Raw genomic sequence first — 25,079 nt, forward strand, 5'->3', positions numbered from 1 at the left:
TGTTGAGCGAAAAAATGTGGACACGAAAAGTTCCTTCCGATATAATGAAAAGAAAAGGGAGGTTTCCAGATGAAAAGAAGGAAAGTAACAGCGTTGGTACTGGCCGCGTCCATGATCGTAAGCGGATTGGGACAGACGGCTGCGGTATTCGGTTCGGAATTTACGGCTGAATCCGTCTATGAAGAAACCCCGGAAATTGTGGTGGACGATTCTGTAGCTGAGATTACAGATACCTCTGGTGCAGAAGAGGTAGGAGATGCCGCAGACTTTGGAAACGAAGAGGCATGGACATCGGACAGTGGGGCACAGCCTGAGGAATTTGTAAGCGATGAAGCGGAAGCCGCCCTCGCATTTACAGATGGAGAAGGTGAAAATCCGGATGAAGGCGCACCGGGGGAGGATGATGGTAATCCGTACAGATCTGTGGTGATTCAGGGAGAGCTGCGGGATGGAGAAGGCGACACCACCATTTTCACAAACGAGACATTAAGCTATACGGTAGACACAACTGTTCTGGAAGGAAAGGACTACGAAATCAAGTGGCAGGCCGGGGACTATGAATTCAATGGGGTAAATTATGATTTTGTGGAATACACGGATATACCCCTTGCGGTTTCTGAGGACGGCCGGGAAGCAATACTTGACGGAACGAAGCTGAGCGCGGGCAAGGATTTTGATTTGCGTGCGGGAATCATCGTAGATGGAGAAGAAGTACACGCTGCGGATATCTGGGTTTGTGTGAGAACGCCAGAGTATTATTATGGTGAACTGCAGTTCTTTAATGAAAGAAGCATCGACCAGCTTCCGAGATGGTGGATAGGAATTGATAAATATTTTAACTGCTATGTAAAGGACGGGAAACATTATAACAACGGATGGGGAGAGCAGATTCCGCTTGAAGTTCTCTCTGTAACAGCAGAAAATGCCCCTGATGATGAAGGAAAGGGCGATGCTGTATCCGTAAATCCATATGAGGAAGGCGAGGGCTGGGGCATAGACATGAACCGCATGGGACATGCCATTGTGACCGTGAACTACCAGACATATGATGGAGGAGAGGATTCCTATACCATTGATGTTTATATCGATGCCGGAGTTTACAGCGTGGGAATGGAGAGCGACACCGGAACAGAGAATATTCTGCCAGGTAAGAGCCTGACATTGAATGCTCAGGCACGTCTGGAATGTTATGATCCGAAAGACGATATGCATGTAGACGGAGATACCAGCAATGTACAGATCAGATGGGAATATGAAAAAAATCTGAGCAATTTCATATTTACTGAAAATGGGGATGGAACACTGACAGTCGGAGCTGTAGAAGAGGTTGATGAAAAAGAAGCGGAAACCGAGACTTTTGTCACCGCTGCAGCATACATTCCGGGAGAGGAAGGCGAAGAGGATATAAGGGTAGCCGAGTGCGGTATGTGGATATACATACGGAATGGCTATCATACCCTCACGGTTGACCGAACCGATGCTATTTGGGAGTACGGTGAGACAAGGACGCTGACCCCGGAACTGAGATGGTTTAGTGAAGAAAATGATGCCGGTGCAGTAGTAGCGAATGAGGAAGTCCGCTATCGCGTGGAAGGCGACTGGAACTGGCTTACCGTGACAGATGCTACTGGTAAGGAATTAAGCCAGGAAGATGACTGGGGAACCGCACCGTTTACCGTAACCAGAAAGGGTGAGTGGGGAACCGATATCCGTCTGATTGCTTATCTTTATAATGAGGAGAGCGATGCAGAGAACGAAGAAGACCGTTATGACGAAGCGGCACAGAACGAGTTTTGGGTAGACGGACTTGATTATCATATCTGGTTCGAAGGTCAGGGAATGCGTGAAGACGGATACACCTGGGTATACAATGATGAGGATCTGTTTATTCCTTTAAATACGGAAAATCTGATAAGTCATGATCCGGAGCAGGTAAAACTGGAATGGACAGTGGGCATATGGAATGACGAGACGGAATCCGTTGAGGGGGCACTTCCAAAAGAAGTTTATACGGTAGACGGGAAAGGAATCACCCTTCATGGTGCAGAACTGTATAAGATCAGAGAACAGCTCCGCGATGAGTGCGGATTTGATGTGCAGGCACGCGTAGTGGTAAATGGCGATGAGCTTGACGTTGCCGGCTTCGGCGCGGATGTGAGAGAGCCATATGAAGAGTGGGGCGACTATGATGAGGAGGTGCTTCCTGGCTGGGATTATGCCTATAAGGATAACGTGATCCGGTACTACGTTGAAAATAAGGATTATCCTCACGGCGTAGAAGAAATGGCGATCATCACAAATATTGAAGTGGAGGACCTTCGGGAAAATCCTGATGAGGAAAATCCGGTATTAATAGCAAAGATAAACGATAATAATGAATGGGAAGTGCAGCCGAGAAGCTATGGTGAGGCAAAGCTTACTTATAGTATAACCAGTGAGAGATTCGGTGAAAAGACCCTCTCTGTAGTAAAATATGTAACAGATAATTTTTATGTGCTGGGTATGGGTGTAGAACCATATTCCACTATGCTTCCGGGAGCCGAAGTTACGCTGATGCCTGTGGTATGGCATTACATTGAGGGTAAAGATGAGCCGGTGAGAGTGGACGAAAGCAGCTTTACCGTTGAGTACAGAATTGATGAGAACCTGTTTACTTTCACACAGGACGGTGTGAATGCAAAATTAAAAGCAGCTTTATCTGAAAATCCGGAAAGCACCTATGTGGAGGCAAAGGTGACGATTCCGCAGGGAGAAGGAGAAGAACCGATCGAGCTGTACAGAGGCAGAGAGCTTTATATCGAGCCGGCATACGAGAGACTGGTATTTGACGGACCATATATCGCAGAGCCGGGCAAAACGGTGACCTTATCCGACTTGAATGCATCCCTCAGGTATTTTGACCGGGAAAATCCGGATGGAAAGGTAATAGAAGATGCTATTATCTCCCTTGAAAAATTTGAAGGTGAGAAGTGGAACGAACTGATTGAGATAAATGAAGCGGGAGACGGATTTACTGTAAATGCCTCTGAACTGACTACAGAGGATGATCCGGTGTCAGTGGCGCTGCATATGGTGGGTACAGTTAAGCTGCGGGAAGATGAAAGTGAGAATGAGCCTCCTGTATGGGATGATGCAATTGAGATCATAGTCTGCAATCATCAGACAGTAACGGCTGAAGAACAGCCTACCTGTACAGAAGAAGGAACGAAAGTAGTTACCTGTGAAAAATGCGGAAAGGTAGTGGAATATGTCGTATATCCTGCTACAGAACATAACTACCAGGAGTCCATTACGAAAGCAGCTACCTGCACGGAAGAGGGCGTAAAGACCTATACCTGCAAGAATTGCGGCGACAGCTATACAGCAGCCATTCCGAAGATTGCACATAATATTGTAACCGTAACCGACAGCCAGCCAACCTGCGGAACACCAGGCAAGCAGCACAGCGAGTGCTCCGTATGCCACGGAGAGAGAAAAGAGTTGGCAGATATTCCGGCAACAGGAAACCATACCTTTGGTGAATATGTGGTAACAAAAGAAGCGACTGCTCTGGAAGAGGGCGTTGAGACACGTACCTGCTCCGTGTGCCAGGCAACTGAGAGCAGAAGCATCGCGACGTTGAAGGCAACCATAAAGGTTCCGGCTACAAGCATTCCGCTGAAGCTGAAACAGGTATTTTCCTTTAAGGTAACAGGTTTGGCTAAGGGAGATTATATAAAATCCGCTACATCCAATAAAACCAAGTTTGTAAAAGTAAAATATAATAAAAACGGAACCATTAAGCTGACGGCACAGAAGAAGACCGGTACAGCAAAGGTTACTGTAGTAACGGCAGGCGGAGCTAAGAAGGTTATTACTGTAAAGGTTCAGAAGGCAACCGTAGCTACAAAGAAGATTACGGGACTTACCAAGAAGCTGACGATCAAGAAAGGCAAAACTTCAACACTGAAACCAGTATTAAGCCCGATTTCCAGCAAACAGAAGATAACATACACCTCCTCCAATAAGAAGGTGGCAACAGTTACTTCCAAGGGCAAGATCAAGGCAGTGAAAAAAGGAAAAGCTGTGATCACAGTGAAGTCAGGAAAGGCTTCCTTTAAGTGCACGGTGACCGTAAAATAAAGAGTAGCTGAGATATACAGCTAAGATTCTTATAAAGTAAAAACATCAGCCCCGGGTTTCAGGTGACCCGGGGCTGACTGCGTATAACAAGATATTCCGAACATATATGTACGGGAGGAAGCCTACAGCTTATTGCGGGGTGCTCTTTACCGCTGTATTTTTCCTTCTGATAATTACAAACACAAGAATAGACGTAAACAGTACAAATAAAATGGAGCAGGACAGCAGGTAATTCAGCGCTGCACCCATAATGCCCCAGGCTTTTACCATCTGCCTTGCAGCAAGAATGGTGAGAACTGCGGTAATGCTGTAAACCGGAAGGAGACAGTTGCCCTTGCGGATCGCGATAAGGATATTGTACAGCATATACACCTCTGCGCTGATACCTCCGCCTATTAGAAGCACGATAAAGTGAAGCTTGTAGGGAGACAGGTCCACGCCATAGATCAGCTCCAGGAGTGTCCGTCCCAGGAGATGCCCGGCAACCACGATACCGGAACAGCACACCAGGATAATACCTACGATGCGCAGGACATACAGCACAAATTTCTTGATATTATTTTCCCACCAAAGCTCTGCGATGGTGGTGATCAGCGGCTTAAATACAAACTCACACATCAGCGTGATGACAAAGGATGGCATAAACAGAATACTGTAATAAGTCTGGTACTCATCGCTCATGACGCTTGCCATAGCGTATTTCGGCACGTTATACAAAAGTAGGGACAGGAAGGTGCCCACAAACAAAGGCGTGCAGATTTTAAGAAGCTCCCACACATGCCCCATCTGAAAATCCGCCGTGCTGTTTTCCAGGCCAGCCACGCTTTTTCTGGAAAAACAGGAATTCATCACCAGACAAAGGGTCAGGGAAGTGATTGCAGTGGAGGCGCAGGTAAAATACAGGCTCTTTGTGATCACCAGGGAGAGGGTGAAAAATACGGCGGAATATACATTGCGGGCAGCCAGCATTTTTCCCATCAGCTCTACATGGTATTTTTGCTGGAAATTACCGTGATATACATCTTCCACAGCATCGATCATTTTCATAAGGATGATAAAGCAGCTGATAATGATATAATCTCCGGTAAAGCTGAAAGAGCTGTAAATAATACCGAAAAGCATCATCAGTGCGCAGGTAATGATCCTGGAAACCTTATATTCTTTGAAAAGAAATTTCTGTCTTAAATCCGTCGCCTGATAGGTACGGACTCCGTAGCGTGCCACCTGCAGAAGAAGCTGTGCCGTGGCATAGCTTAGGGAATAAAACCCCGCCAGCTTTGTGCCGCACACTCTTGTTACCACCATCAGATAGAGGAAGGAGGAACCGGAATAGCAGGCGCTGCCGATCATGTTCCATAAAAAAGCTTTTTTTACATTCTTTTCCTTATTCATATAAATTGTTTTTCGTCACTTACCTTTCTCAGGATTTCGATCCCCGCGAGCAATGAGCCGGTCACGGGTGTTTGCACACGCATTTGGCAATGCTACGGGGTATTGGACTTTTTTACAAGAAGAACCTTGTACATTTTTCCCGCCATGCTGTAAAGTCCGGTCTTCTGGAGGATAGGGGATGCCTTGCGGATAACCTTTGTCATAAAAGTGCCCTCCAGATATCTGCGCAGCAGGGCTTCTTTATCCGGTGAGGAATTGTATTCCTCCCAGAACTGGGCCTGATTCTTCGGGGCTTTTGCTGCATACTCCAAATGGGGCTGCCATGCTGCCTTTTTGGAAACAGGCTGGCAGTTTGCCTGGTCTTTGATAAGCTGGAAAAGCTTCCGGCCTTTTTCCGTGTTTACAAGAACCTCACTGACACCATTTGAGACATCAAAGGTGATGCCAGCACTTTTTTCGTTCCAGAAATCTCCAAGAGTGAAATCAGAGGGCCGCTTATGGCTGGTATATTTACAGTTAAAGCAGGATGGCCTGTTGGCGTAGAGACTGGAAAAAATCTTGTTAAAGGAGAAATCCTTTGTGACCTCATCCAGATCGCCGTTTTTCAGGCGAACCTCCATCGCGCGCTCTTTCCATCCGGATTTTTTGCTGCGCATATTGATATAAGTAATGGAATCATTGGAGTCCATGTATTTATCCTGCAGGATAGTGAGATAATCCGTCCAAATCTTCCGGCTGGGAACACCATGGCAAATATTATCGCAGGTGTACAGGTTGGTGCAGTCAGCACGTTTTTGCAGAAGGAATTTCTGCACCGCGGAAATCTGGCAGGGAGTTCCTGTGAGAAGGACTGTAAGACCTGCTTTTAAATCTTCCAGGATGTGTGCGTACACTTCCGTTAAATCGCTTTCCACATATTTGGAAGAGCGGAACCGGGCGGCATCCTCCATGGAATCCGCCCTCATGTGGCGGACAGAGAAGGATTCATCAAATGCCACACCATAGATGACACCGCCCTGGCCGATGACCCACCGGGCAAGAATGGAAAACATTCCGCCGGAGGAGCTTTCTGTCAGAGTTTCCCGATTTTTATTACAAAGGGCGTAAATATCAGGGACTGCATCCTGACCCACATAATTCTCTTCCATAGGACAGACCTTATGGCACAAGCCGCAGTCTATGCATTTGTTTTTGTCAACAGAAGGATAAGCAAAGCCCTGGTCATCCTGTTCCATAGTGATGGCGGATTTTGGGCAGATTTGGCTGCAGGCCATACAGCCGCAGCACTGGTTTTTATTTTGATTTTCCGTAAGCATACTACTCCTCTACTAATCGTTTTAAATGTTCCAGGGAGCTCTGGCGGAATTTCGCCAACTGCTCGTTTGCATAGGTGAAATCAATGTCCTCCGTAAGACCTTCATAAGACACATCATCAATGGTTCGGTCAGACAGATTGACAAGCTTCAAAAGCTGCTCCACACGGCGGTTCATGTGATGACCGTTTACCATGGCAAAGAATTTTCTGTTGAAAAGCAGAGAATACACAACGCCATGGAAGGAATCGGAAACTACATATTCCGCGTTTTTAAACAATCCCATCCATTCCGCTGGTCCTATGGCAATTTTACACGAGCACTTCAAAAGTCCCACGAGAGGGAAGGGGATATATACAATGCGGTACCCTGTCTTTTCATGAAGGCGGCGGGTAAAGTCCACCAGTTCTTTGTTGATCCCAAGTTGGTAAACCAGAATATATTTTTCCTTTATTTTCGGTTCAACCAGAAGCTTGTCCCATTCCTCCGCAGTCAGAAGAAGTGTGGGATCGCAGACGACCTCAGGCCGTTTTCCTGTAAGCTCCTCCACAATGTCAGCGCCGTAATCCTCACGCACCAGGATTTCGTCAAAATCCTTCAAAAGAGCTTCATATTCCCCACGATAGCTTTCCGGTGGGATATGTTCTCCGATGCTGGCTGCATAACTGCATTTTTTCTTACCTTTTTTTACAAAGTCCAGGAAATAGGTTTTGTCAAAATTAGTCAGCTTATAGTCCCATACCTGGTCGCTGCCGGAAATATAAATATCATATTTTCCTGCAACAGCCTGCATTTTTCCGGCAGTCACAGGCTGGCTGTAGCGCATATGCTTGCGGAAGCGGTTGCATTTTCTGCGTCTGGGAATGTAGCAGATGTGACCGATCGCGCCGTAAATGTAGTTAAACGGACCCTTCTTTTTCAGGTTGATCAGACGAAAGGGGTTACTGATATAGTCACAGCGGTAATCCATGATTTCCGGGTATGTTCCCAGCTCCCGCAGCTTTTTCTGAAGGGCATAGCTCTGAAGTATGGCTCCGTAATTGTCATAGTTATGGAAGGTGATCACACCGACTCTTTTCTTGTTCATAGTTTTTACCTCTTATCTGTTTTGGAAGCCGCTTTACCCAGCCCGGTGAGAAAAAGACCGAACAGCAGCGGCATGGAGTAAAGAACCGGGAATAAATATCTGGGGTGTCCGTAAGCCGCCGGTCCTACAAAGGTTACAGCTAATGTGAGAAGCAGCGGAAGAGCCAGAAGCAAAAGCTTCGGATTCCGGTCGAACAGGGCATACAGGCAGATTCCCAGAAGCAGCAGCGTCATGACACCCTGATTCACATATAAGCCAATAAGCGGAATTCTTGGGAAGCTGTAGTAGTAATCTGTAAGCTTTTGATTTATGTCCGCTGTTTTTTCCTGAAGTTCATAGACAGCGGTAAAGTCCATGCTTTCTATTTTATTCAGACCTTTCCGGACCTGACCGTAGTATTTTGTATTGTCCTTAAGAGGGCTGAACAGGCAGTAATTCTGGTTTAGCGTTGCATTGATATAAGTTTCCGGGTGTTTGAAAAAAAGCTTGAACCAGGTTTTCAGGAAGCCTGTGAGATCATCACTGGTTGCGTCAAAATTAAAACCGCGCTTAATGCCGTCAAAGTTGTAGGGATTATATTTTTCCGCATATTCAGACACATCCCAGGTGAGAATCTTCTGGATGGCTGCAATATCATCCGCATCCATTTCTGCTCCGTAGCTTACCACATAACGGGAAATCTGCTGGATAGGCAGTGCCAGCATTGCTCTGGCAGAAACAGGGGTGGCATTGTACTTGCTGTGAAGGAGGGAGGTATTTACCTTTCCGATACACAGAGGAACGATCAGGAATGCCAGAATAGTAAGGGTATAGCGGAGTGTCTGTTCTTTTCTCCGGATCCGGCATAATTCCCAGATAGCCACAAATAGCAGCACAACTGCGATAACATAAAATCCGTTCTGGCGGAAAAATGCACATAATACGGACACCGCGGTGAGGCACAGGTGCTTCCAGGATTTTTTGTACCGGTCAGGCTGGAAAAGGTACCAGGCCAGTTCGTTCATTAGCAGAAGAATGGCTGCACAGTAAAATACGTCAATGATCAGGATTGCGGCGTAGCCCGGAAAAACGGGTACCACGGAAAAAATGATCAAAGCTGCAAAGGAGCACCATCGGGGTACGCCAAGGCGGTCCATAGTTTGAATTGTATAAGCCAGCGCCAGAAGAAGGGCAGCCGTCTGGAGAAGAACCAGCAGGAAAAGCCCGAATCCGGCATCCAGGATGCGTGCGCCGAAATCGCAGAAGCGTCCCAGAAGCTGGGTATAAATAATGGGATGCTGGGTGGTATACGCTCTGACTCCGTAATACTGAAGCAGACTGTTTATGCCGTCTGTGGGCATAGCGCCGGGATAGCGGATGATCAAATGGGGCAGCCAGCAGAGTGCCATCACGCACAGTGTTTTCAGAAAGCTTCTTTTCCCGAAGAGAAAATCTTCTGCCTTACGCAGAGCGTATGCTGCGCCGGAAGATACGATACCCCGAGACGGACTCAGGGATTTCCTGTAGCCAAGTCTTTCCCTTGCCGCACCAATGGCACCGATGGCAAGATAAAATAATACAAAGCCTCCTGCAAAGACGAGAAGGAAGCGAATAGCACTGCCCGCTTTGCCTGTAAGGAGATCCGTGATGCTGATGGACAGATCCGCGGAAAAGAACACGCCCATAACAGAAGCAAAGGAAAAAAATGCGCTGAGAATGGCCGCCAGGGTGTGAAACCCTTTTTTGTATTCTTTGGGATACCATGCGGTCAGCCTTTTATATAGAAGAAACAGAAAAACCACAATACAGGCAGCAGCAATGGAAGAATCCGGTTTGGGTAGAAGAATGATAGAATCATTGCTGATTTCAAAACTCAGGAAGAAAAATGATAAAAGAGCATATATAAATACGGCAATATTACTTTTTAATATTTTCAAAAGAACAATTTCCTTTCTACTAAATGTTTATTCCCGCGAGCAATGAGCCAAGCGCGGGTGCTTGCACACGCATTTGGCGAATGCCGCCAGGGTCAAATATCCCGCAGTCGGGGTATTTGACTAAAATAGGTACTTATAATAATAACATATGGCGAAAAAAAGTAAATAACAATTCTTGGAGGGGATAAAAATTCTTTGCTAATGTGGGGGAGTATGGTATAATGTGAACACCTATATCGACACTTTTTAATACACGGAGGATTTCGGGATGGCAGATAAAATTGCAGTATTGATTCCCTGCTACAATGAAAGCAAGTCAATTGCCAAGGTAGTTCGCGATATGAAAGAGGTATTACCGGAGGCGGTTATTTATGTATATGACAACAATTCTACAGACGGCACGGATGAAATTGCACGCCAGGCGGGAGCGGTAGTGCGCTATGAGTACCAGCAGGGCAAAGGAAATGTGATCCGCAGCATGTTCCGTGACATTGACGCGCAGTGCTACCTGATGGTGGACGGCGATGACACGTATCCGGCAGAATATGCCCGTGAGATGTGCGATAAGGTTTTAAACGACCGGACGGACATGGTAGTGGGAGACAGGCTTTCCTCCACTTATTTTACGGAAAACAAGCGTCCCTTCCACAATTTCGGCAACAGCCTTGTGAGGGGAAGCATTAATTATCTTTTCCACAGTGACATCAAGGATATTATGACAGGATACCGTGCCATGAGTTATCAGTTTGTAAAAACATATCCTGTACTTTCTAAGAACTTTGAGATTGAGACAGAGATGACCATCCATGCCATTGACAAAAACATGCAGGTTGACAATGTGATCGTAGATTACCGTGACAGACAGGAAGGCAGCGAATCAAAGCTGAACACTTATACCGATGGTTTTAAGGTCATCAGGACGATCCTGCGGATGTTCAAGGATTATCGTCCGCTGAAGTTCTTTGCCAGCATTGCAGCGGTGCTGTTTGTGTTAGGTGTGATATTCTTTATTCCTATCCTGACAAAATATATCCGCATGGGCATTGTGACAAAGATTCCAAGCCTGATCGTGATAGGCTTTGTTGTTTTGACGGCGATTATTTGCCTGTTTTCCGGAATCATCCTTACCACATTGGTGCAGCAGCATAAGCAGATTTTCGAGTTCCAGCTTCAGCAGGTATCTAATGAATACAAGCGGCTTTTCCCGGAAGAGAATGCAGAGAAAGAGGATGCCTGAACACCGAAAGAAAGGTTTGTGGTGAAATCATAATGCAAAAAGAAAATTATGGAAAGGGAATGCTGATGATCATATTGTCAGCATTTTGCTTTGCCTGCATGAATGTGTGCGTGCGGCTGGCGGGAGATGTTCCGTCTGTGCAGAAAAGCTTTTTCCGGAATCTGGTTGCGGCAATTTTTGCAGGGATAATCTTATATAAAAATCATTTACAGCCAAAGGTAAAAAAAGAATATTGGGGTACACTGATCTTGCGGTGCGTTTTCGGAACCCTGGGAATCCTCTGTAACTTTTATGCGGTGGATCATCTTTTGGTAGCAGACGCCTCAATTCTGAATAAGCTGTCTCCGTTTTTTGCCATTGTCTTTTCGTTTCTGCTTTTAAAGGAAAAGATAAAGCCGGTTCAGGCATTTTGCGTGATGATGGCGTTTGTGGGATGCCTGTTTATCGTGAAGCCGGGATTTCAGAATGCGTCACTGGTGCCTGCGCTGATCGGCGTCTGCGGAGGGATGGGTGCAGGAATCGCCTATACTATGGTGCGGGTGCTTGGGACTCACGGGGTAAAAGGACCGATCATTGTGTTTTATTTTTCTTCCTTTTCCTGTGTGGCGGTGCTGCCGTGGATCGTTATGAATTTTGCGCCAATGACGATGGGACAGGTCGGGACCTTGCTGCTTGCAGGGCTTTTTGCGGCAGGCGGGCAGTTTTCCATTACAGCGGCATATACGTATGCGCCGGCGAGAAAGATTTCTATCTTTGACTACAGCCAGATTATTTTTGCTACGGTTCTGGGCTTTGCGCTCTTTGGGGAAATACCGGATGCCTACAGCTTTGTGGGCTATGGGCTGATCATTCTGGCATCTCTGTGTATGTTTTTGTACAACCGCAGGGAGGCGGCAGCTTAGCAGCGTCAGTAGCCAAAGGGCTGGTAAACAGGTGATTTTGCACTGAAAAGAGGGCGCAACAGCTTGACATTGCGCAGGGTTTTAGGTATAATGGTGAAATTGTGAATACCCTGGAGTTTTTCTACCCTTTTTTAAATGAAGGGAGGAAAAAGAGCCGGGAAGGTGCATCAAATGTAATATCCGGAAGCCGGAGAAAACCCTCTGGAATCCGGTGGTGAAAGGGAGTAAGGTAAATGGAAGAAAAGAAGAACTTACTAACCTATGCAGGACTTAAAAAACTGGAAGAAGAGCTGCATGATTTAAAGGTAGTAAAAAGAAAAGAAGTAGCAGGAAAAATCAAAGAAGCCAGAGAACAGGGCGATTTATCCGAGAATGCTGAGTACGATGCAGCTAAAGATGAGCAGAGAGATATTGAAGCACGTATCGAAGAAATCGAGAAAATTCTGAAGAACGCTGAGGTTGTGGTTGAGGATGAGGTTGACCTTGACAAGATCAGTGTTGGATGTAAAGTTAAAGTACACGATTTTGAATTCGAAGAGGACATCGAGCTGAAAATCGTAGGTTCCACGGAGGCAAACAGCCTTCAGGGCAAGATTTCCAATGAGTCTCCGGTAGGCAGAGCGTTGATCGGCGCACACACTGGTGACATCGTGGAGGTTGAAATGCCGGCCGGCATTATGAAGTATAAAGTTCTGGAGATCCAGAGAAACATATAACAGGCAAATCAGTAGATTAAGGGAGGCACGAAAGTGGCAGAGCAGAAGAAGCAGGAACAGGATTTAAACCAGTTGCTTAAAGTCCGCCGCGAGAAGCTGGCAGAGTTACAGGCAAATGGAAAGGATCCTTTTAAAATTGTAAAATATGATGTGACTCATCACAGCCAGGAAGTGAAAGATAAATTTGAGGAGCTGGAAGGCCAGTCTGTAACCATCGCAGGACGTATGATGTCCAAGCGTGTTATGGGAAAAGCTTCTTTTTGTCATGTACAGGACCTGCAGGGTACGATTCAGTCCTATGTGGCAAGAGACAGTATTGGTGAAGAATCTTATAAAGACTTCAAAAAACTGGATGTAGGCGATGTGATCGGAATCAAAGGTGAGGTATTCAAAACCAAGACCGGAGAGATTTCCATCCATGCCGCAGAAGTGACTCTGTTATCCAAGAGCCTTCAGGTGCTTCCGGAGAAATTCCACGGCCTGACAAACACGGATACCCGTTACCGTCAGAGATATGTGGATCTGATCATGAATCCTGAGGTTAAAGATACATTTGTAAAGCGTTCCAAAATCTTAAGCGCTATCCGCAGATATCTGGACGGTCAGGGATTTATGGAGGTAGAAACTCCTATGCTGGTTGCCAATGCAGGCGGCGCTGCAGCAAGACCTTTTGAGACACACTTCAATGCTCTTGATGAGGACTTTAAGCTGCGTATCTCTTTGGAACTGTATCTGAAGAGACTGATCGTAGGCGGTTTGGAGAGAGTTTATGAGATTGGGCGTGTATTCCGTAACGAGGGGCTTGATACCCGTCACAATCCGGAGTTCACGCTGATGGAGCTTTATCAGGCATATACCGACTATCACGGTATGATGGATCTGACCGAGAATCTGTATCGTTTTGTAGCGCAGGAGGTTCTGGGAACCACCACCATTACCTACAATGGTGTAGAGATGGATCTCGGAAAGCCGTTTGAGAGAATTACTATGCTTGATGCAGTTAAGAAATATTCCGGTGTTGACTTTAACGAGATCCACACCTTGGAGGAAGCAAGAGCTGCGGCAAAAGAACACCACATTGAATACGAGGAGCGCCACAAGAAGGGCGATATCCTGAACCTGTTCTTTGAGGAGTATGTAGAGGAGCACCTGGTTCAGCCTACCTTTGTGATGGATCATCCGATTGAGATTTCTCCTCTTACGAAGAAGAAACCGGAGAATCCGGAATATGTGGAGCGTTTCGAGTTCTTCATGAACGGCTGGGAGATGGCAAACGCCTATTCCGAGCTGAACGATCCAATCGACCAGCGCGAGCGTTTCGCTGCCCAGGAGGAGGCCTTCGCCCAGGGCGACGAGGAAGCAAACCATACGGATGAAGACTTCCTGAACGCACTTGAGGTTGGCATGCCGCCAACAGGCGGAATCGGCTTCGGCATTGACCGTATGTGCATGCTGCTGACGGATTCGGCGGCGATTAGGGATGTGTTGTTGTTCCCGACAATGAAGAGCATGGGGGCTGCAAAGAATGAAGCTAACAATGCTGCACAGTCTGCTCCGGCTGAAAAAACAGTGGAAAAAGCGATTGCTGAAGTGAAAGAAACATACGATTTCTCCAACGTAGAAGTGGAACCATTATTCAAAGACATGGTTGATTTCGAAACATTCAGCAAGTCAGATTTCCGAGCTGTAAAGGTAAAAGAATGTGAAGCAGTTCCAAAATCTAAGAAACTTCTGAAGTTCGTATTAGATGACGGAAGTGGCGTAGATCGTGTGATTTTAAGCGGAATTCACGATTACTATGAGCCAGAATTCTTAGTAGGAAAGACATTACTTGCAATCACAAATCTTCCTCCACGTAAGATGATGGGAATTGATTCTTGCGGTATGATTATCTCCGCTACACACCTTGTAGAAGGAAGAGAAGGACTCAATGTTCTGATTCTGGATGATAAGATTCCGGCAGGAGCGAAGTTGTACTAAGAAAGTAAGAAATCTTCACAATTTGACAACAAAAATTCTTTTTGACAACAATTTGACAACAAATTTGTATTCAAACATGAATCATCATGAAGAATGGTGATTAGTTGTCAGTAATACTACTCCAACAATATGAATTGTTGAGGGCACTTTTTGAAAGAAAAATCTTTCAGAGAGTGTCCTTTTTTTATTCATTAACAATGTTCGTTGTGGTCGAATAAAAGGTGAAAGGGGAAACAGATTTGAAAACAGAAAATATGTATTATAACCAGCAGAAGCGTTCAGAGGTAAAAGAAGAAGCACGCAGACTTAGAAGAAAATTTCTTCGTTATCAACAAGCTGAAATTGTATATAGTTTGTCACATAAAAAATTGATGGAACTAGCAAATGATGCAGGAGCGATTTACAGAATGGATGGAATTGTTTTGATAAACAGAGAAATCTTTGATGAGTATCTTGAGCAATTTCATGAAAAATAAGGGAACGTTAGTTTGAAGAAAAGGGGATTCGAGATGCATGGAAAAGTTTGGATGTTTTCTCATCTTATTGATGATGAAGATATAGAATTTATGCAACATGAATTTATAAGTTATAGACAAGCTATGGATTATTACAATCTTGGATATAAGCCAATCGTAAGATTATCTCATAAGGCAGGAGCAGTTTATAAGATTGGAAAAAAAGTTTTAATTAAACGAAGTACATTTGAAAAATATCTGCGAGAGAATATCAGAAGGGAGAAAGAAGAATGGGAAAAGTTATATCAGTAGCAAACCAGAAAGGCGGAGTCGCAAAAAGTACAACGACTTTAAATCTTGGAGTGGGATTGGCAAGACAGGGAAAGAAAGTATTGTTGATTGATGCGGATCCACAGGGAAGCCTAACTGCAAGTCTTGGATATGTAGAACCGGATGATATTGGAACTACTCTTGCAACTATTATGATGAATATTATCAATGACGAGGAAATTGGAGAAGAAGAAGGAATTTTACATCATAAGGAACAGATCGATCTCCTACCAGCCAATATTGAGTTATCTGCTTTAGAAGTAACCATGAGTAATGTAATGAGCAGAGAGCTGATCATGAAGGAATATATTGATACGATGCGATCACGATACGATTATATTTTAATTGATTGTATGCCGAGTTTAGGCATGATGACCATCAATGCTTTAGTAGCTTCTGATACGGTTCTGATACCTGTACAAGCTGCATATCTGCCGGTTAAAGGACTTCAACAGTTGATCAGGACTATTTCTATGGTAAAGAAGAGATTGAACCGGAAGCTGACGATACAGGGAATTCTTTTGACAATGGTGGATTTTCGTACTAATTACGCCAAAGATATTGCTTCCAGAGTGAGAGAAACTTATGGATCTAAGATTTCTATCTTTGAAAATGTCATTCCACTATCAGTTAAGGTAGCTGAAGCAAGTGCGGAAGGAAAAAGTATTTATTGTCATTGTCCAAATGGAAAAGTATCTATGGCTTATGAAAATCTGACGCAGGAGGTTTTGGAAAATGAAAAGTAGAAGTGGAGAAAAAATCAAATTGACAAGCATTGATGAATTGCTAGGAGTAGTCAATGAAGAGTCTGCAATGGAAATAGAAATCAACAGAATACATGCATTTAAAGATCATCCTTTCAAAGTATTGGATGATGAAAAAATGGCAGATTTAGTAGAGAGTGTAAAGACCTACGGGGTATTGACACCAGTTTTGTTACGGTCCGATGGTGAAAATGGATATGAGATGATCTCAGGTCATCGAAGAATGCACGCGGCTGTTATAGCTGGATTGGCAACAATTCCTGCAATTGTGAGAGAATTATCCGATGATGATGCAGTCATCGCTATGGTAGATGCCAATATCCAACGAGAAGAGTTACTTCCGAGCGAAAAAGCATTTGCTTATAGAATGAAATTGGAGGCAATGAAGAGACAAGGGGTAAGAAACGATTTAACTTTGTGCCAAAATGGCACGAAGTATCGTACTGATGTAGTTATAGCTGAACAGGTAGGAGAGAGTGCTCGTAATGTTCAGCGTTACATTCGCCTTACAGAATTGATTCCAGAATTATTAGATATGGTAGATGTAAAAAAATTGAATTTTACCATTGCCGTTGATATTTCCTACATTGAAAAGGAAATACAGAAATGGATCTACGAGTATATCCGTGATACAGGATTTGTTAAACCAAAGCAGATTACAGCTTTGAGAAAACAGTTGGAAGAAGGACCTGTGAACCAGGGATTTATGATCTCGATTTTCAATAGCTGCATAGCAGTAAAAGCACCGGAACGAAAAGTGGTGTTATCAGGAAAGAAGCTCACAAAATATTTTCCGGAAGATTATTCGGAAACGGATATGGAAAAGGTGATTGAGGCATTGTTGGAACAATGGAAAAGAGAACAGAAATGAGGGTTGTCAAAATAAGATAACCCGAAGAAAGAATAGATGCAGAAGTTTAAAAAAAGGACTTCTATGAGAAAAAGGAAGGGAGGAAGATACATGGACAAAAAAATGAATTTTAAATATTTTTATGGAACAGAAGCAGACCAGTTTAGTTTTTACAGAATACCCAAAGCTCTATTTACCAATGAGTGCTTCAAGGATCTTTCCAGTGATGCGAAGATTTTATACGGTTTGATGCTGGACAGAATGTCTTTATCCATTAAGAATCAGTGGTTTGATGAAGAAAATCGAGCATATATCTATTTTTCCATTGAAGATATCATGGAATTATTGAATTGTGGCAGAAATAAAGCGGTGAAATCTCTTCAGGAGCTGGATGATGAAAAAGGGATCGGTTTGATCGAAAAGCGCAGGCAGGGATTTGGAAAGGTTACGATCATCTATGTAAAATCATTTATTCAGGAGGAATGTGAGGAACAGAAAAAAGAAAAATCAAAGATGGTGAAGTTTACAAATCAAACTTCTGTAGAGGAAGAAGAGACAGAAGAAGTTTACATTTCAAACTTCAAGAAGTCCCAAAAACAAACTTCAAGAAGTCCCGAAAATAAACTTCAAGAAGTTTACATTTCAAACTCTAATAATACTAATATTAACAATACTAATCTTAGTGAGAATAAATCTAATCATATCGTATCTGCAGATGGGATAGGATCCGAAGAGGATGAGATGGAAACGTTACATGCGTATCAATCTCTGATCAAAGATAATCTGGATTATGATTCTTTGTTAGTGAGTCATCCTCATGACAAAAATCAGATTGATGAAATCGTGGATCTGATCGTAGAGACTGTTATGTGTAAGAGTGATAAAGTACTGATTGCAAGCAACTGGTATTCAGGAGCTTTGGTAAGAGGAAAATTCATGAAGCTGGATTATTCCCATGTAGAGTATGTGCTGCATTGTCTGGAAGGAAATACGAGTAAAATCAAGAATATCAAGAAATATTTACTTGCGGCATTGTTCAATGCACCTTCAACAATCAGTGGATATTACCGAGCAGAAGTAAATCATGAAATGCCGTGGCTGGCAAGATAGGAGGACAGATATGGGTATTTTAAAAGTGGCAGGAAAAGTGTTATTGATTCCATTGTGGTTTATCATTTCGATCATAGGTGCCGGAGTGAAGCTATTAGTACATATGGTGGCAGTCGCAAAAAAAATATTGGGATTTGGAATTATGGCGTTGTTCATTGGAACAGTAATCTGTTATCAAGACTGGCTACAGGCAGCTTTTCTGGCTTGTATGGGAGGTGTTCTGATCTTTATCTTATTTGCCGGAGAATTTATAGATACTGTAATCGACTTACTTAGAGAAAAAATATGTACATTGATTTTAGGTTAAGAAAAGATGACAGTTAAAGTAGCCTTAGTGATTTCAGATAAGAGAATTATAGAGCCTCTCCTTCAGGGAAAGGCTCTATAAGAAAAGTCCAAACTGAGATTTATTTATCTCTTCTAAAACTCTCCACAAGCATCATAATGATACCAAATGCAATACAAATTACACATAGGATAAGAGGAAACATCATTTTCATTTCAATAACTGTTGACATTAAGCGACCAGTCTCTGTAACCCACTCATTTACAAGACTATTGCTTGCGGAAACAAGTATTGCTAATGCCCATATTGAGCCGACCAATGATAAAAAACCACCTGCTACTATTTTCTTCATTTTATTTACCTCCAATTCAGATTTTTTTACCTCTTTTAATTCGACAAGCTGGGATTTATTTCTTAAGAACTATTTTATAAATACCAGCTCCAAGTGAGAAAATCCCTAATAAGCCAATCACAATTCTCCATGCCAGATCCTGCGTTTCTGCTATTATTGACGGAGAAAATATAGCAAATAAAATAACAATCAATCCTAATATTATCAATGTAATATTACTTTTTTTCATCATCTTCCTCCATAACTTCTGATTTGGCATTTTTTTCAGTATATCATAATTTTTATCTTTCCGGTAGATAAAAGGCTTTTGTTTCTACGGAATTGTCTTCAAAATCTATTTCTACATAATAATCCCGGATGAAAATTGATTGATAATAATCTTGTAAGGAATAGATATCAAGAGTTTTAAAATCGACCAAACAAAGCGGTATTGGTTCTTTTTTTTCATCTTTATATTTCCAATATTTTAAGGAAGCAGCAACTTTATCAAGGCAACTTTGGCAGAGATGATCCGTTAGATTTCTTTTGTTCAATTTATAGTTTTCCGGTAACGTGATATCTATCTCAGCCATTCCGCGGGAAATATCTCCATGAGAGGAATACGTGATTTCGCCTGTGTTTCCGAAAAGGATATTTGAACCGGTTTTATTTGGTATTTCATTTCCGTTTTCATCATATGCTTTTAGTTGGAAATCTAAGACGTACCAGTCATTGAGGGAAATCAGTCCAACCGTATCAAATTTTCGATAATAGTCCATCATACTATAATCAGAACTTCCACATAAATAGCATGTAGAGATATCTTTCAGATTTGATTGCAGATCGTCAAAGGTTATTTCTGTCCGTTCTTTTGGGGCATCTGCTTTCAGGGAATGTGTTAGAAAAATGCGGTGATGTATAGCATAACCGATGAGAAAGGATATAGCTAATAGGATGATGCACCAGAATAAATCTTTCCTGATATGATAATATTTTTTTCTTTTTTCATGCATGATCGAATTCCTCCGTGGAAAAATATAGTGTACTTAAAATAAGTTCATTTAAAACATTCTACCATCATTTGTACTTAAAATGAACTTGAAATATGAACTTAATATGTACTTATAGAGATGGAGAGAATAATCATGGAGAAAGAGAAGCATTTAGGATTACGGATTGATGCTGAAACGCATAAAAAACTGAAAAGCCTGGCAGAATTTGAAGGGCGTTCAATGAATGGAGAAGTGTTATATTTAATACGTCAGGCAATCATAGAATTTGAAAATAAGCATGGAGAACTGAAATAAAAGAATCTTCACATATGGATACAAGAAAAGCCCGTTCGGTTGTATGGAACGGGCAAATTTTATTTGGCCAGGAAGTTGCTCTGTATTTCCAGTGGCATATTGTAGTTCTGACCACGCTTGATCAGACTGTATAACTTGAAGCTCATGAGTTCCGGACTGGAGTTTAAGCAGCTACAGAGCCCGAAATAGTTCAGATCTTCGTTCTTTGACAGGTCTGCGATTTCTTTATCATCCAGGATAAGATCTGCAGCGAAAAGGTTCGCTTCGTATTCCGTATTATCCCTCATGTTATATAAGACATCATCTTTCATCGGCGCCATTTTGAGCTGAGAACGATGCAGAATGATGTGACCGAGTTCGTGGGCGGCAACAATCTTTTTCTCTTCCTCAGAGAGAAAACTGCTTACCATAACATAAATGGTCTGGCAGCTCATGAAACAGTATCCTTTTAATTTTTCGTAGCGGTCTGTTTCTCCAACGATCACATTTATTTCTTCCAGTATTTCAAAAGGATCCCTGGTCTTGAACTTTTTTACAAGTTTTTCTACTTTGTTGTAAATATATGAATTCCCCAAATATATCACCTCGTGTAAGAATTAAACAGAAGCGGGTAATGTTACTTCTGACAATAAAACTATATCCTATAGGCTGTCCAATAATCACCCCATCTATTTGGCATCTAAATATTTCTTTGGTGTAAATTTCTTTGCACGTCTTTTGGAATCCAGATATAGAGACTGGATCTCATCCATAAAGGCCGTTTTATCTTCATCAGAAAGTTCCCCGCCGGCGAACATTGCAGCGGCCTGTTCTAAGATCTGCTGAGCCTGTTTTGCTCCACGGTTTCCAAATTGTTCAGATGCTTCTGTGATAAAAGCCTCTTCTTCTGTCATGAGATAGGAGATATCGCAGCTTAAAATGTCTGCAAGTTTCTGGTAAAGGTCATGTTTCTTTGGATAACGGCCTTCAATTTCCCATCCCCGAACAGTCCGAAGGGAGACACCGACAGCATCGGCTAATTGGGTTTGGTTGAGTCCTTTGTTCTTTCTTAAATTTTTCACTTTTTCACCGAATGTCATAAAAATACCTACTTTCTAATTGGCGTTTCAGGATCTTTATGTATGATGCTGAAACGGGATGGGAAATAAATTTCCCATAATCAACAAGTTGCCTCTTGACAAGAGGCGAATGATTGCCTATAATGTGAATCACAACAGAACGGCAATTACTTGCCTATAATATAAATGATATTTCCTTTCTTGTCAATGCATTTACTGAAAATTGCCTGTTTTGACACGATTTCTATCGTGTGAAAACGAGTTGGAATGAGATCGGATTGCTTATGGGAAAGAGAAAGATAGGCAACTTATGGGAGGTGATTGATTTGAAACAGAAGGAAACATTCCTCTGTATTGATCTGAAATCTTTTTATGCTTCTGTTGAGTGTGTGGAAAGAGGACTGGATCCGTTTACTACCAATCTGGTTGTTGCAGATCCGAACCGATCGGTATCCACTATTTGCCTTGCTATCACGCCGGCTATGAAAAAGCTGGGGATCCGTAACCGTTGCAGGATCCATGAGATACCGGATCATATCGAATATATTGTGGCAAAACCGAGGATGCAGCTCTATATGGAGTATTCGGCAAGAATCTATGGGATTTATTTAAACTATGTGGCAAAAGAAGATATCCATGTTTACAGTGTGGATGAGTGCTTTATGGATGTCACAAGATACCTTTCCCTGTATCACCTTACTGCGAAAGAAATGGCACAAAAACTGATGGATGCGGTCATGGAAGAAACCGGAATTACAGCAACAGCAGGAATTGGAACTAACCTGTATCTTGCAAAGATCGCAATGGATATTGTGGCAAAACATATAGAGGATCATATCGGAATGTTGGATGAGATCTCTTACCGGGAACAGTTATGGGAACATAAACCATTGAGTGATTTCTGGCGCATTGGTTCCAGAACAGAGAGAAAATTAACCGGATATGGAATCCAAACGATGGGAGATATCGCACTTGCCTCTATCCAGTCGGAAGACTGGCTGTATAAAATGTTTGGAATCGATGCAGAACTATTGATCGATCATGCCTGGGGCTGTGAGTCCTGTAAAATGAGTGATATCAAAAATTATCATACAGAAGAGCATAGTCTTTCCAATGGACAGGTATTGATGAGAAATTACACATTTGAAGAAGCTGCTGTTGTTGTAAGAGAAATGACAGATGTACTGGTTTTGGACCTGGTGGAAAAGGGACTGGTAACGAATTCTGTAACCTTGTGGATCGCTTACGATCATCGTTTTGAAAGGGAGCCATCGAAAGGAACCGTAAGGTTTCCGGATCGTACCAATCGTTCCAAGGAAATGATCGATACAGTAGAAGCGCTTTATCGAAAGATCGCAGATCCACATACCGGAATCAGACGGATAGAAATCATTGCAAATAAGATAACACCAGAAGGCTATCAGCAATATACTCTTTTCCAGGATTCCATAAAAGCAGAAAAGGAAAGACATCTGCAGGAAGCAGTATTACAGGTGAAAAAGCGTTATGGAAAGAATGCGATCATGCGGGGATCCAATCTGTTGGAATGTTCTACCTATCGGGAAAGAAATAATCAGGTTGGGGGACATCGTGCGTAGGAGGTGAAAGTATGCTGGCAAAGGATTATCAGAAATATTTATATATTCCGAGACCGGTTTCCAAAAGATATCCTATGGATGTGCAGCACAGAGCGAAGCAATTTGCCCCTTTTGCAGCACTTCGGGGATTTGAAGAGATCATACGGAAACAGGAAATACTTTATGAACAAAGGAAGATGTTATCCGAAGAACAAAAATGTGGATTGGATAGGAAGCTACAGATGGTTTCTGTTGGAATGAAGATACAGGCAACCTATTTTAAAGAAAGCCGGGAAATGAAACCGGCAGGCCAGTATCATACGATTTGCGGAACCGTTGAATTTTTTGATCCATCGATTCATTTACGGATTGATGATACGATCATTTTGATTCCGGATCTTTGTGAGTTATCCGGAGATATATTTGAAGAATTGGAATTACCTTGTTAAATACAATCGGCAGAAATTCTTAGGATCCTGGGTGAGTGGGAATTCGGAGAGAATAAGGATGGATGCGCCAGATCAACAAAGCAGGTCTGGGATTTGATGATCATGCTGTTCGTGCAGCTTTGGCACTTACGGAATGGACAACATGATGCTCATAAGGCGGATTTGATTTCCCTTTGATCCGTTGAGTAATAAAATGGACTTTTTTATTATTGCTTAAAGGAGGAAGCCTATGGGATCAGATGCTATCAGATGGCATGTACATTGCTCTGTATGTGGAGCATTTATTGAGAAAAGCGCACATTGCGATTCAGAAGTAGAATGTAAGAAATGTAGAAGCACTTTGGAGATTTTAGTAAAAGATGATATTGTTTCAGTACGGCCTTTGCACATCAAAGACGAAAAACTGAAAGAAAGAATGCGGGTGTATTCTCAAAAAGTGATGAATTCCCGAAAGGAAATTAAATAAAATGAGCTATTAGGATAAGCGGTGGATTTGGCTGGAACCATCAAGGCTGCACCTGATAGCAAGAGTTTGTCAAGGAGCTGAACCTGACTGGAATCATGAAGAGCCCGGCAAAACATTTGCAGATACAATGCAGGATGATATTTCATTCTGTGTCTGTGGAAGCATTTGTTTTGCCGGCTTTTTTTGTTTTCCTCAAAAATTTAAAAAAAAGTTGAGTTTTTTACCTGTAAAACAGGGCTTTTTCCTTTCTATATATAGAGGGCAAAGTTTCGTGTGCAAAAATCAGAGATCATACGGGATTTTGTATGATATAGCCGAAGGAGGTAATTACATAGGAGCTGCGGGCTCCCGTTCAAAAAAAACGGGTGAGTTCGTGGCTAATTGTGATGAGATTTTTATAGAGTTCATGGATCACCCGTAGCCGTAAGGCAGAAAGGTGGTCCATATGTTGACATTAAAAGAATTAAAGAAAGTAGTAAAAGTGGCAGGTATGACAAAGAGAGTCCCTTCTGAAAAGGCGTTAGAAAAAGAAGAGATTGTAGTAAAGGAAATTCTGAGTGGGGAATGTGATATTACCGTTTACGCAAATGGGTATGTGTTATACAGGGAAAACGGAAAGAAAACCATCTTTCCACTCCATTCCTGTAAAGATTATCAATACATGGATGTGAAGGAAGATCGAAGCATTATGAACGAAGAATTTTTTGACAACGAAAATTGGTATATTCGTTTGTTAATGGAAGCAACGGATCGTATGGAAATAAATCAGACTAAGGTGGCATCAAACCATAGACTCGTTTCGTATAGCGATTATGCGGATGACAGAATCTTACTGCTAGATCCAGCTTCAGATTTTCTCGACCAGTATATTGAAAAAGAGATGGTCCGCGATTTCTTAGGTTGTCTGACTGCCAGACAGAAAGAAATCATCCAGTTATTTTACTTTGAAAAAATGAATCAAGAGAAGATTGCGGACTATCTTGGGATCAGACAGCAGAGTGTTTGTGAAATGATGCAAAGAGCACTTTCTGTCATGAAAAAACATGCAGATGCAGAAGAAAATTAAAAAAAAATCAAAAAAATTTAAAAAGCACCCTGTAAAATAGGCCCTTTTCCTTTCGTTATATGAAGACGTTTGTAAGAAACACTTCATGTACCTTGAAAAGAGAATAGCCTGCCCGGAGTGATACCTGCCTTGAATGTGCATTGTGCGTGTCCTGACAGAGAAAACGTTTTGGAGATATGGACTCTAAAACAGGAACGGATCCGGGGAAGAGAACAGGAAAACGCTTAAATCTTAAATAAAAAATAATTGTCTGAATCAAAATGAGGATGACAGTAGAAATCATATGGCGGTGTTTGTTTGAAAAGGCAGATACCGCCATATATTTGTGCTGTTATCTCAGCAAAGTGCTGACTGTCCCAAATAGC

25 protein-coding genes are annotated in these 25,079 nt (G+C 42.6%); 16 read left to right on the top strand and 9 right to left on the bottom strand.

The genetic code is table 11. The features are described 5' to 3' along the window. Window positions 1–69: 69 nt before the first annotated feature. Window positions 70–4,122 (top strand): Ig-like domain-containing protein, encoded by a 4,053-nt coding sequence (locus tag ACESZH_RS02930; protein WP_373212636.1) that lies wholly within the window; start codon window positions 70–72, stop codon window positions 4,120–4,122. A gap of 129 nt (window positions 4,123–4,251) precedes the next feature. Here the strand turns inward: ACESZH_RS02930 and ACESZH_RS02935 are convergent, their stop codons facing one another. The 4 genes from ACESZH_RS02935 to ACESZH_RS02950 all read right to left on the bottom strand — a co-directional run bounded on the left by ACESZH_RS02935 (window position 4,252) and on the right by ACESZH_RS02950 (window position 9,830). Then, window positions 4,252–5,514, bottom strand: coding sequence for a lipopolysaccharide biosynthesis protein (locus ACESZH_RS02935; protein WP_373212634.1), 1,263 nt, complete (start codon window positions 5,512–5,514; stop codon window positions 4,252–4,254). A 92-nt stretch (window positions 5,515–5,606) separates the two neighbouring features. Beyond that, window positions 5,607–6,830 (bottom strand): Coenzyme F420 hydrogenase/dehydrogenase, beta subunit C-terminal domain, encoded by a 1,224-nt coding sequence (locus ACESZH_RS02940; RefSeq protein WP_373212631.1) that lies wholly within the window; start codon window positions 6,828–6,830, stop codon window positions 5,607–5,609. Between the two features lies 1 nt (window position 6,831). Beyond that, complete coding sequence (locus ACESZH_RS02945; protein WP_373212629.1) at window positions 6,832–7,914, bottom strand: polysaccharide pyruvyl transferase family protein; 1,083 nt, start codon at window positions 7,912–7,914, stop codon at window positions 6,832–6,834. Between the two features lie 5 nt (window positions 7,915–7,919). Continuing rightward, window positions 7,920–9,830: a DUF6020 family protein gene (locus ACESZH_RS02950; RefSeq protein ID WP_373212626.1), complete on the bottom strand. Its 1,911-nt coding sequence runs from the start codon at window positions 9,828–9,830 to the stop codon at window positions 7,920–7,922. Between the two features lie 268 nt (window positions 9,831–10,098). Between ACESZH_RS02950 and ACESZH_RS02955 the strand changes: the two genes are divergently transcribed. The 10 genes from ACESZH_RS02955 to ACESZH_RS03000 all read left to right on the top strand — a co-directional run bounded on the left by ACESZH_RS02955 (window position 10,099) and on the right by ACESZH_RS03000 (window position 18,481). Further along, window positions 10,099–11,067, top strand: a complete 969-nt coding sequence (locus tag ACESZH_RS02955) for a glycosyltransferase (RefSeq protein ID WP_373212623.1) — start codon at window positions 10,099–10,101, stop codon at window positions 11,065–11,067. Between the two features lie 32 nt (window positions 11,068–11,099). Further along, window positions 11,100–11,969 (top strand): DMT family transporter, encoded by an 870-nt coding sequence (locus ACESZH_RS02960; RefSeq protein ID WP_373219852.1) that lies wholly within the window; start codon window positions 11,100–11,102, stop codon window positions 11,967–11,969. A 233-nt stretch (window positions 11,970–12,202) separates the two neighbouring features. After that, on the top strand, window positions 12,203–12,685 hold the full coding sequence (gene greA, locus ACESZH_RS02965; RefSeq protein ID WP_373212616.1) for a transcription elongation factor GreA: 483 nt from the start codon (window positions 12,203–12,205) through the stop codon (window positions 12,683–12,685). A gap of 33 nt (window positions 12,686–12,718) precedes the next feature. Continuing rightward, entirely contained in the window at window positions 12,719–14,665 is a 1,947-nt protein-coding gene (lysS, locus tag ACESZH_RS02970; RefSeq protein ID WP_373212613.1) for a lysine--tRNA ligase, read from the top strand. A 239-nt stretch (window positions 14,666–14,904) separates the two neighbouring features. Continuing rightward, window positions 14,905–15,141, top strand: coding sequence for a DUF6462 family protein (locus ACESZH_RS02975; protein WP_008976884.1), 237 nt, complete (start codon window positions 14,905–14,907; stop codon window positions 15,139–15,141). A gap of 33 nt (window positions 15,142–15,174) precedes the next feature. Beyond that, complete coding sequence (locus ACESZH_RS02980; protein WP_118700171.1) at window positions 15,175–15,432, top strand: excisionase; 258 nt, start codon at window positions 15,175–15,177, stop codon at window positions 15,430–15,432. Next, complete coding sequence (locus tag ACESZH_RS02985) at window positions 15,411–16,196, top strand: ParA family protein (protein ID WP_117825258.1); 786 nt, start codon at window positions 15,411–15,413, stop codon at window positions 16,194–16,196. The genes ACESZH_RS02980 and ACESZH_RS02985 overlap by 22 nt, the downstream gene beginning before the upstream one ends. Then, a complete protein-coding gene (locus tag ACESZH_RS02990) occupies window positions 16,186–17,085 on the top strand; it encodes a ParB/RepB/Spo0J family partition protein (protein ID WP_373212610.1) in 900 nt (299 codons plus the stop codon). The genes ACESZH_RS02985 and ACESZH_RS02990 overlap by 11 nt, the downstream gene beginning before the upstream one ends. A gap of 90 nt (window positions 17,086–17,175) precedes the next feature. Beyond that, the gene (locus ACESZH_RS02995; RefSeq protein ID WP_373212608.1) at window positions 17,176–18,174 is read left to right on the top strand and encodes a DUF6017 domain-containing protein; all 999 of its coding nucleotides are present in this window, start codon (window positions 17,176–17,178) and stop codon (window positions 18,172–18,174) included. A 10-nt stretch (window positions 18,175–18,184) separates the two neighbouring features. Next, window positions 18,185–18,481 (top strand): hypothetical protein, encoded by a 297-nt coding sequence (locus ACESZH_RS03000; RefSeq protein ID WP_009461895.1) that lies wholly within the window; start codon window positions 18,185–18,187, stop codon window positions 18,479–18,481. Window positions 18,482–18,581: 100 nt separating this feature from the next. Here the strand turns inward: ACESZH_RS03000 and ACESZH_RS03005 are convergent, their stop codons facing one another. Genes ACESZH_RS03005 through ACESZH_RS03015 form a run of 3 tightly spaced genes read right to left on the bottom strand, consistent with a single transcriptional unit; the run spans window position 18,582 to window position 19,804 of the window. Then, window positions 18,582–18,812: a hypothetical protein gene (locus ACESZH_RS03005; RefSeq protein WP_064786545.1), complete on the bottom strand. Its 231-nt coding sequence runs from the start codon at window positions 18,810–18,812 to the stop codon at window positions 18,582–18,584. A 55-nt stretch (window positions 18,813–18,867) separates the two neighbouring features. Beyond that, entirely contained in the window at window positions 18,868–19,041 is a 174-nt protein-coding gene (locus tag ACESZH_RS03010) for a hypothetical protein (RefSeq protein ID WP_373212605.1), read from the bottom strand. 52 nt (window positions 19,042–19,093) lie between these two features. Next, window positions 19,094–19,804: a hypothetical protein gene (locus tag ACESZH_RS03015; RefSeq protein WP_373212604.1), complete on the bottom strand. Its 711-nt coding sequence runs from the start codon at window positions 19,802–19,804 to the stop codon at window positions 19,094–19,096. 132 nt (window positions 19,805–19,936) lie between these two features. On the opposite strand from ACESZH_RS03015, the gene ACESZH_RS03020 reads away from it, so the two are divergent. Continuing rightward, the gene (locus ACESZH_RS03020) at window positions 19,937–20,098 is read left to right on the top strand and encodes an Arc family DNA-binding protein (RefSeq protein ID WP_373212601.1); all 162 of its coding nucleotides are present in this window, start codon (window positions 19,937–19,939) and stop codon (window positions 20,096–20,098) included. A 59-nt stretch (window positions 20,099–20,157) separates the two neighbouring features. Here ACESZH_RS03020 and ACESZH_RS03025 read toward each other — a convergent pair whose 3' ends face one another. Together ACESZH_RS03025 and ACESZH_RS03030 are read right to left on the bottom strand one after the other, a co-directional pair. Continuing rightward, entirely contained in the window at window positions 20,158–20,682 is a 525-nt protein-coding gene (locus tag ACESZH_RS03025) for an ImmA/IrrE family metallo-endopeptidase (RefSeq protein WP_373212598.1), read from the bottom strand. An 84-nt stretch (window positions 20,683–20,766) separates the two neighbouring features. Then, the gene (locus ACESZH_RS03030; protein WP_009263234.1) at window positions 20,767–21,177 is read right to left on the bottom strand and encodes a helix-turn-helix domain-containing protein; all 411 of its coding nucleotides are present in this window, start codon (window positions 21,175–21,177) and stop codon (window positions 20,767–20,769) included. Between the two features lie 296 nt (window positions 21,178–21,473). Here ACESZH_RS03030 and ACESZH_RS03035 point away from each other — a divergent pair, with 296 nt between their 5' ends. The 4 genes from ACESZH_RS03035 to ACESZH_RS03050 all read left to right on the top strand — a co-directional run bounded on the left by ACESZH_RS03035 (window position 21,474) and on the right by ACESZH_RS03050 (window position 24,714). Then, on the top strand, window positions 21,474–22,754 hold the full coding sequence (locus ACESZH_RS03035) for a DNA repair protein (RefSeq protein WP_373219857.1): 1,281 nt from the start codon (window positions 21,474–21,476) through the stop codon (window positions 22,752–22,754). A gap of 11 nt (window positions 22,755–22,765) precedes the next feature. Beyond that, window positions 22,766–23,182, top strand: a complete 417-nt coding sequence (locus tag ACESZH_RS03040) for a hypothetical protein (RefSeq protein ID WP_373212592.1) — start codon at window positions 22,766–22,768, stop codon at window positions 23,180–23,182. A 229-nt stretch (window positions 23,183–23,411) separates the two neighbouring features. Then, the gene (locus ACESZH_RS03045) at window positions 23,412–23,648 is read left to right on the top strand and encodes a hypothetical protein (protein WP_373212591.1); all 237 of its coding nucleotides are present in this window, start codon (window positions 23,412–23,414) and stop codon (window positions 23,646–23,648) included. Window positions 23,649–24,093: 445 nt separating this feature from the next. Then, window positions 24,094–24,714 carry a sigma-70 family RNA polymerase sigma factor gene (locus tag ACESZH_RS03050; protein WP_373212589.1) on the top strand — a complete coding sequence of 207 codons (621 nt, stop codon included), beginning with the start codon at window positions 24,094–24,096 and terminating at the stop codon, window positions 24,712–24,714. The last annotated feature ends 365 nt before the right edge of the window (window positions 24,715–25,079 follow it).

The sequence above is a fragment of the Ruminococcus sp. 5_1_39BFAA genome (assembly GCF_964240875.1).
Lineage (GTDB): Bacteria > Bacillota > Clostridia > Lachnospirales > Lachnospiraceae > Blautia_A.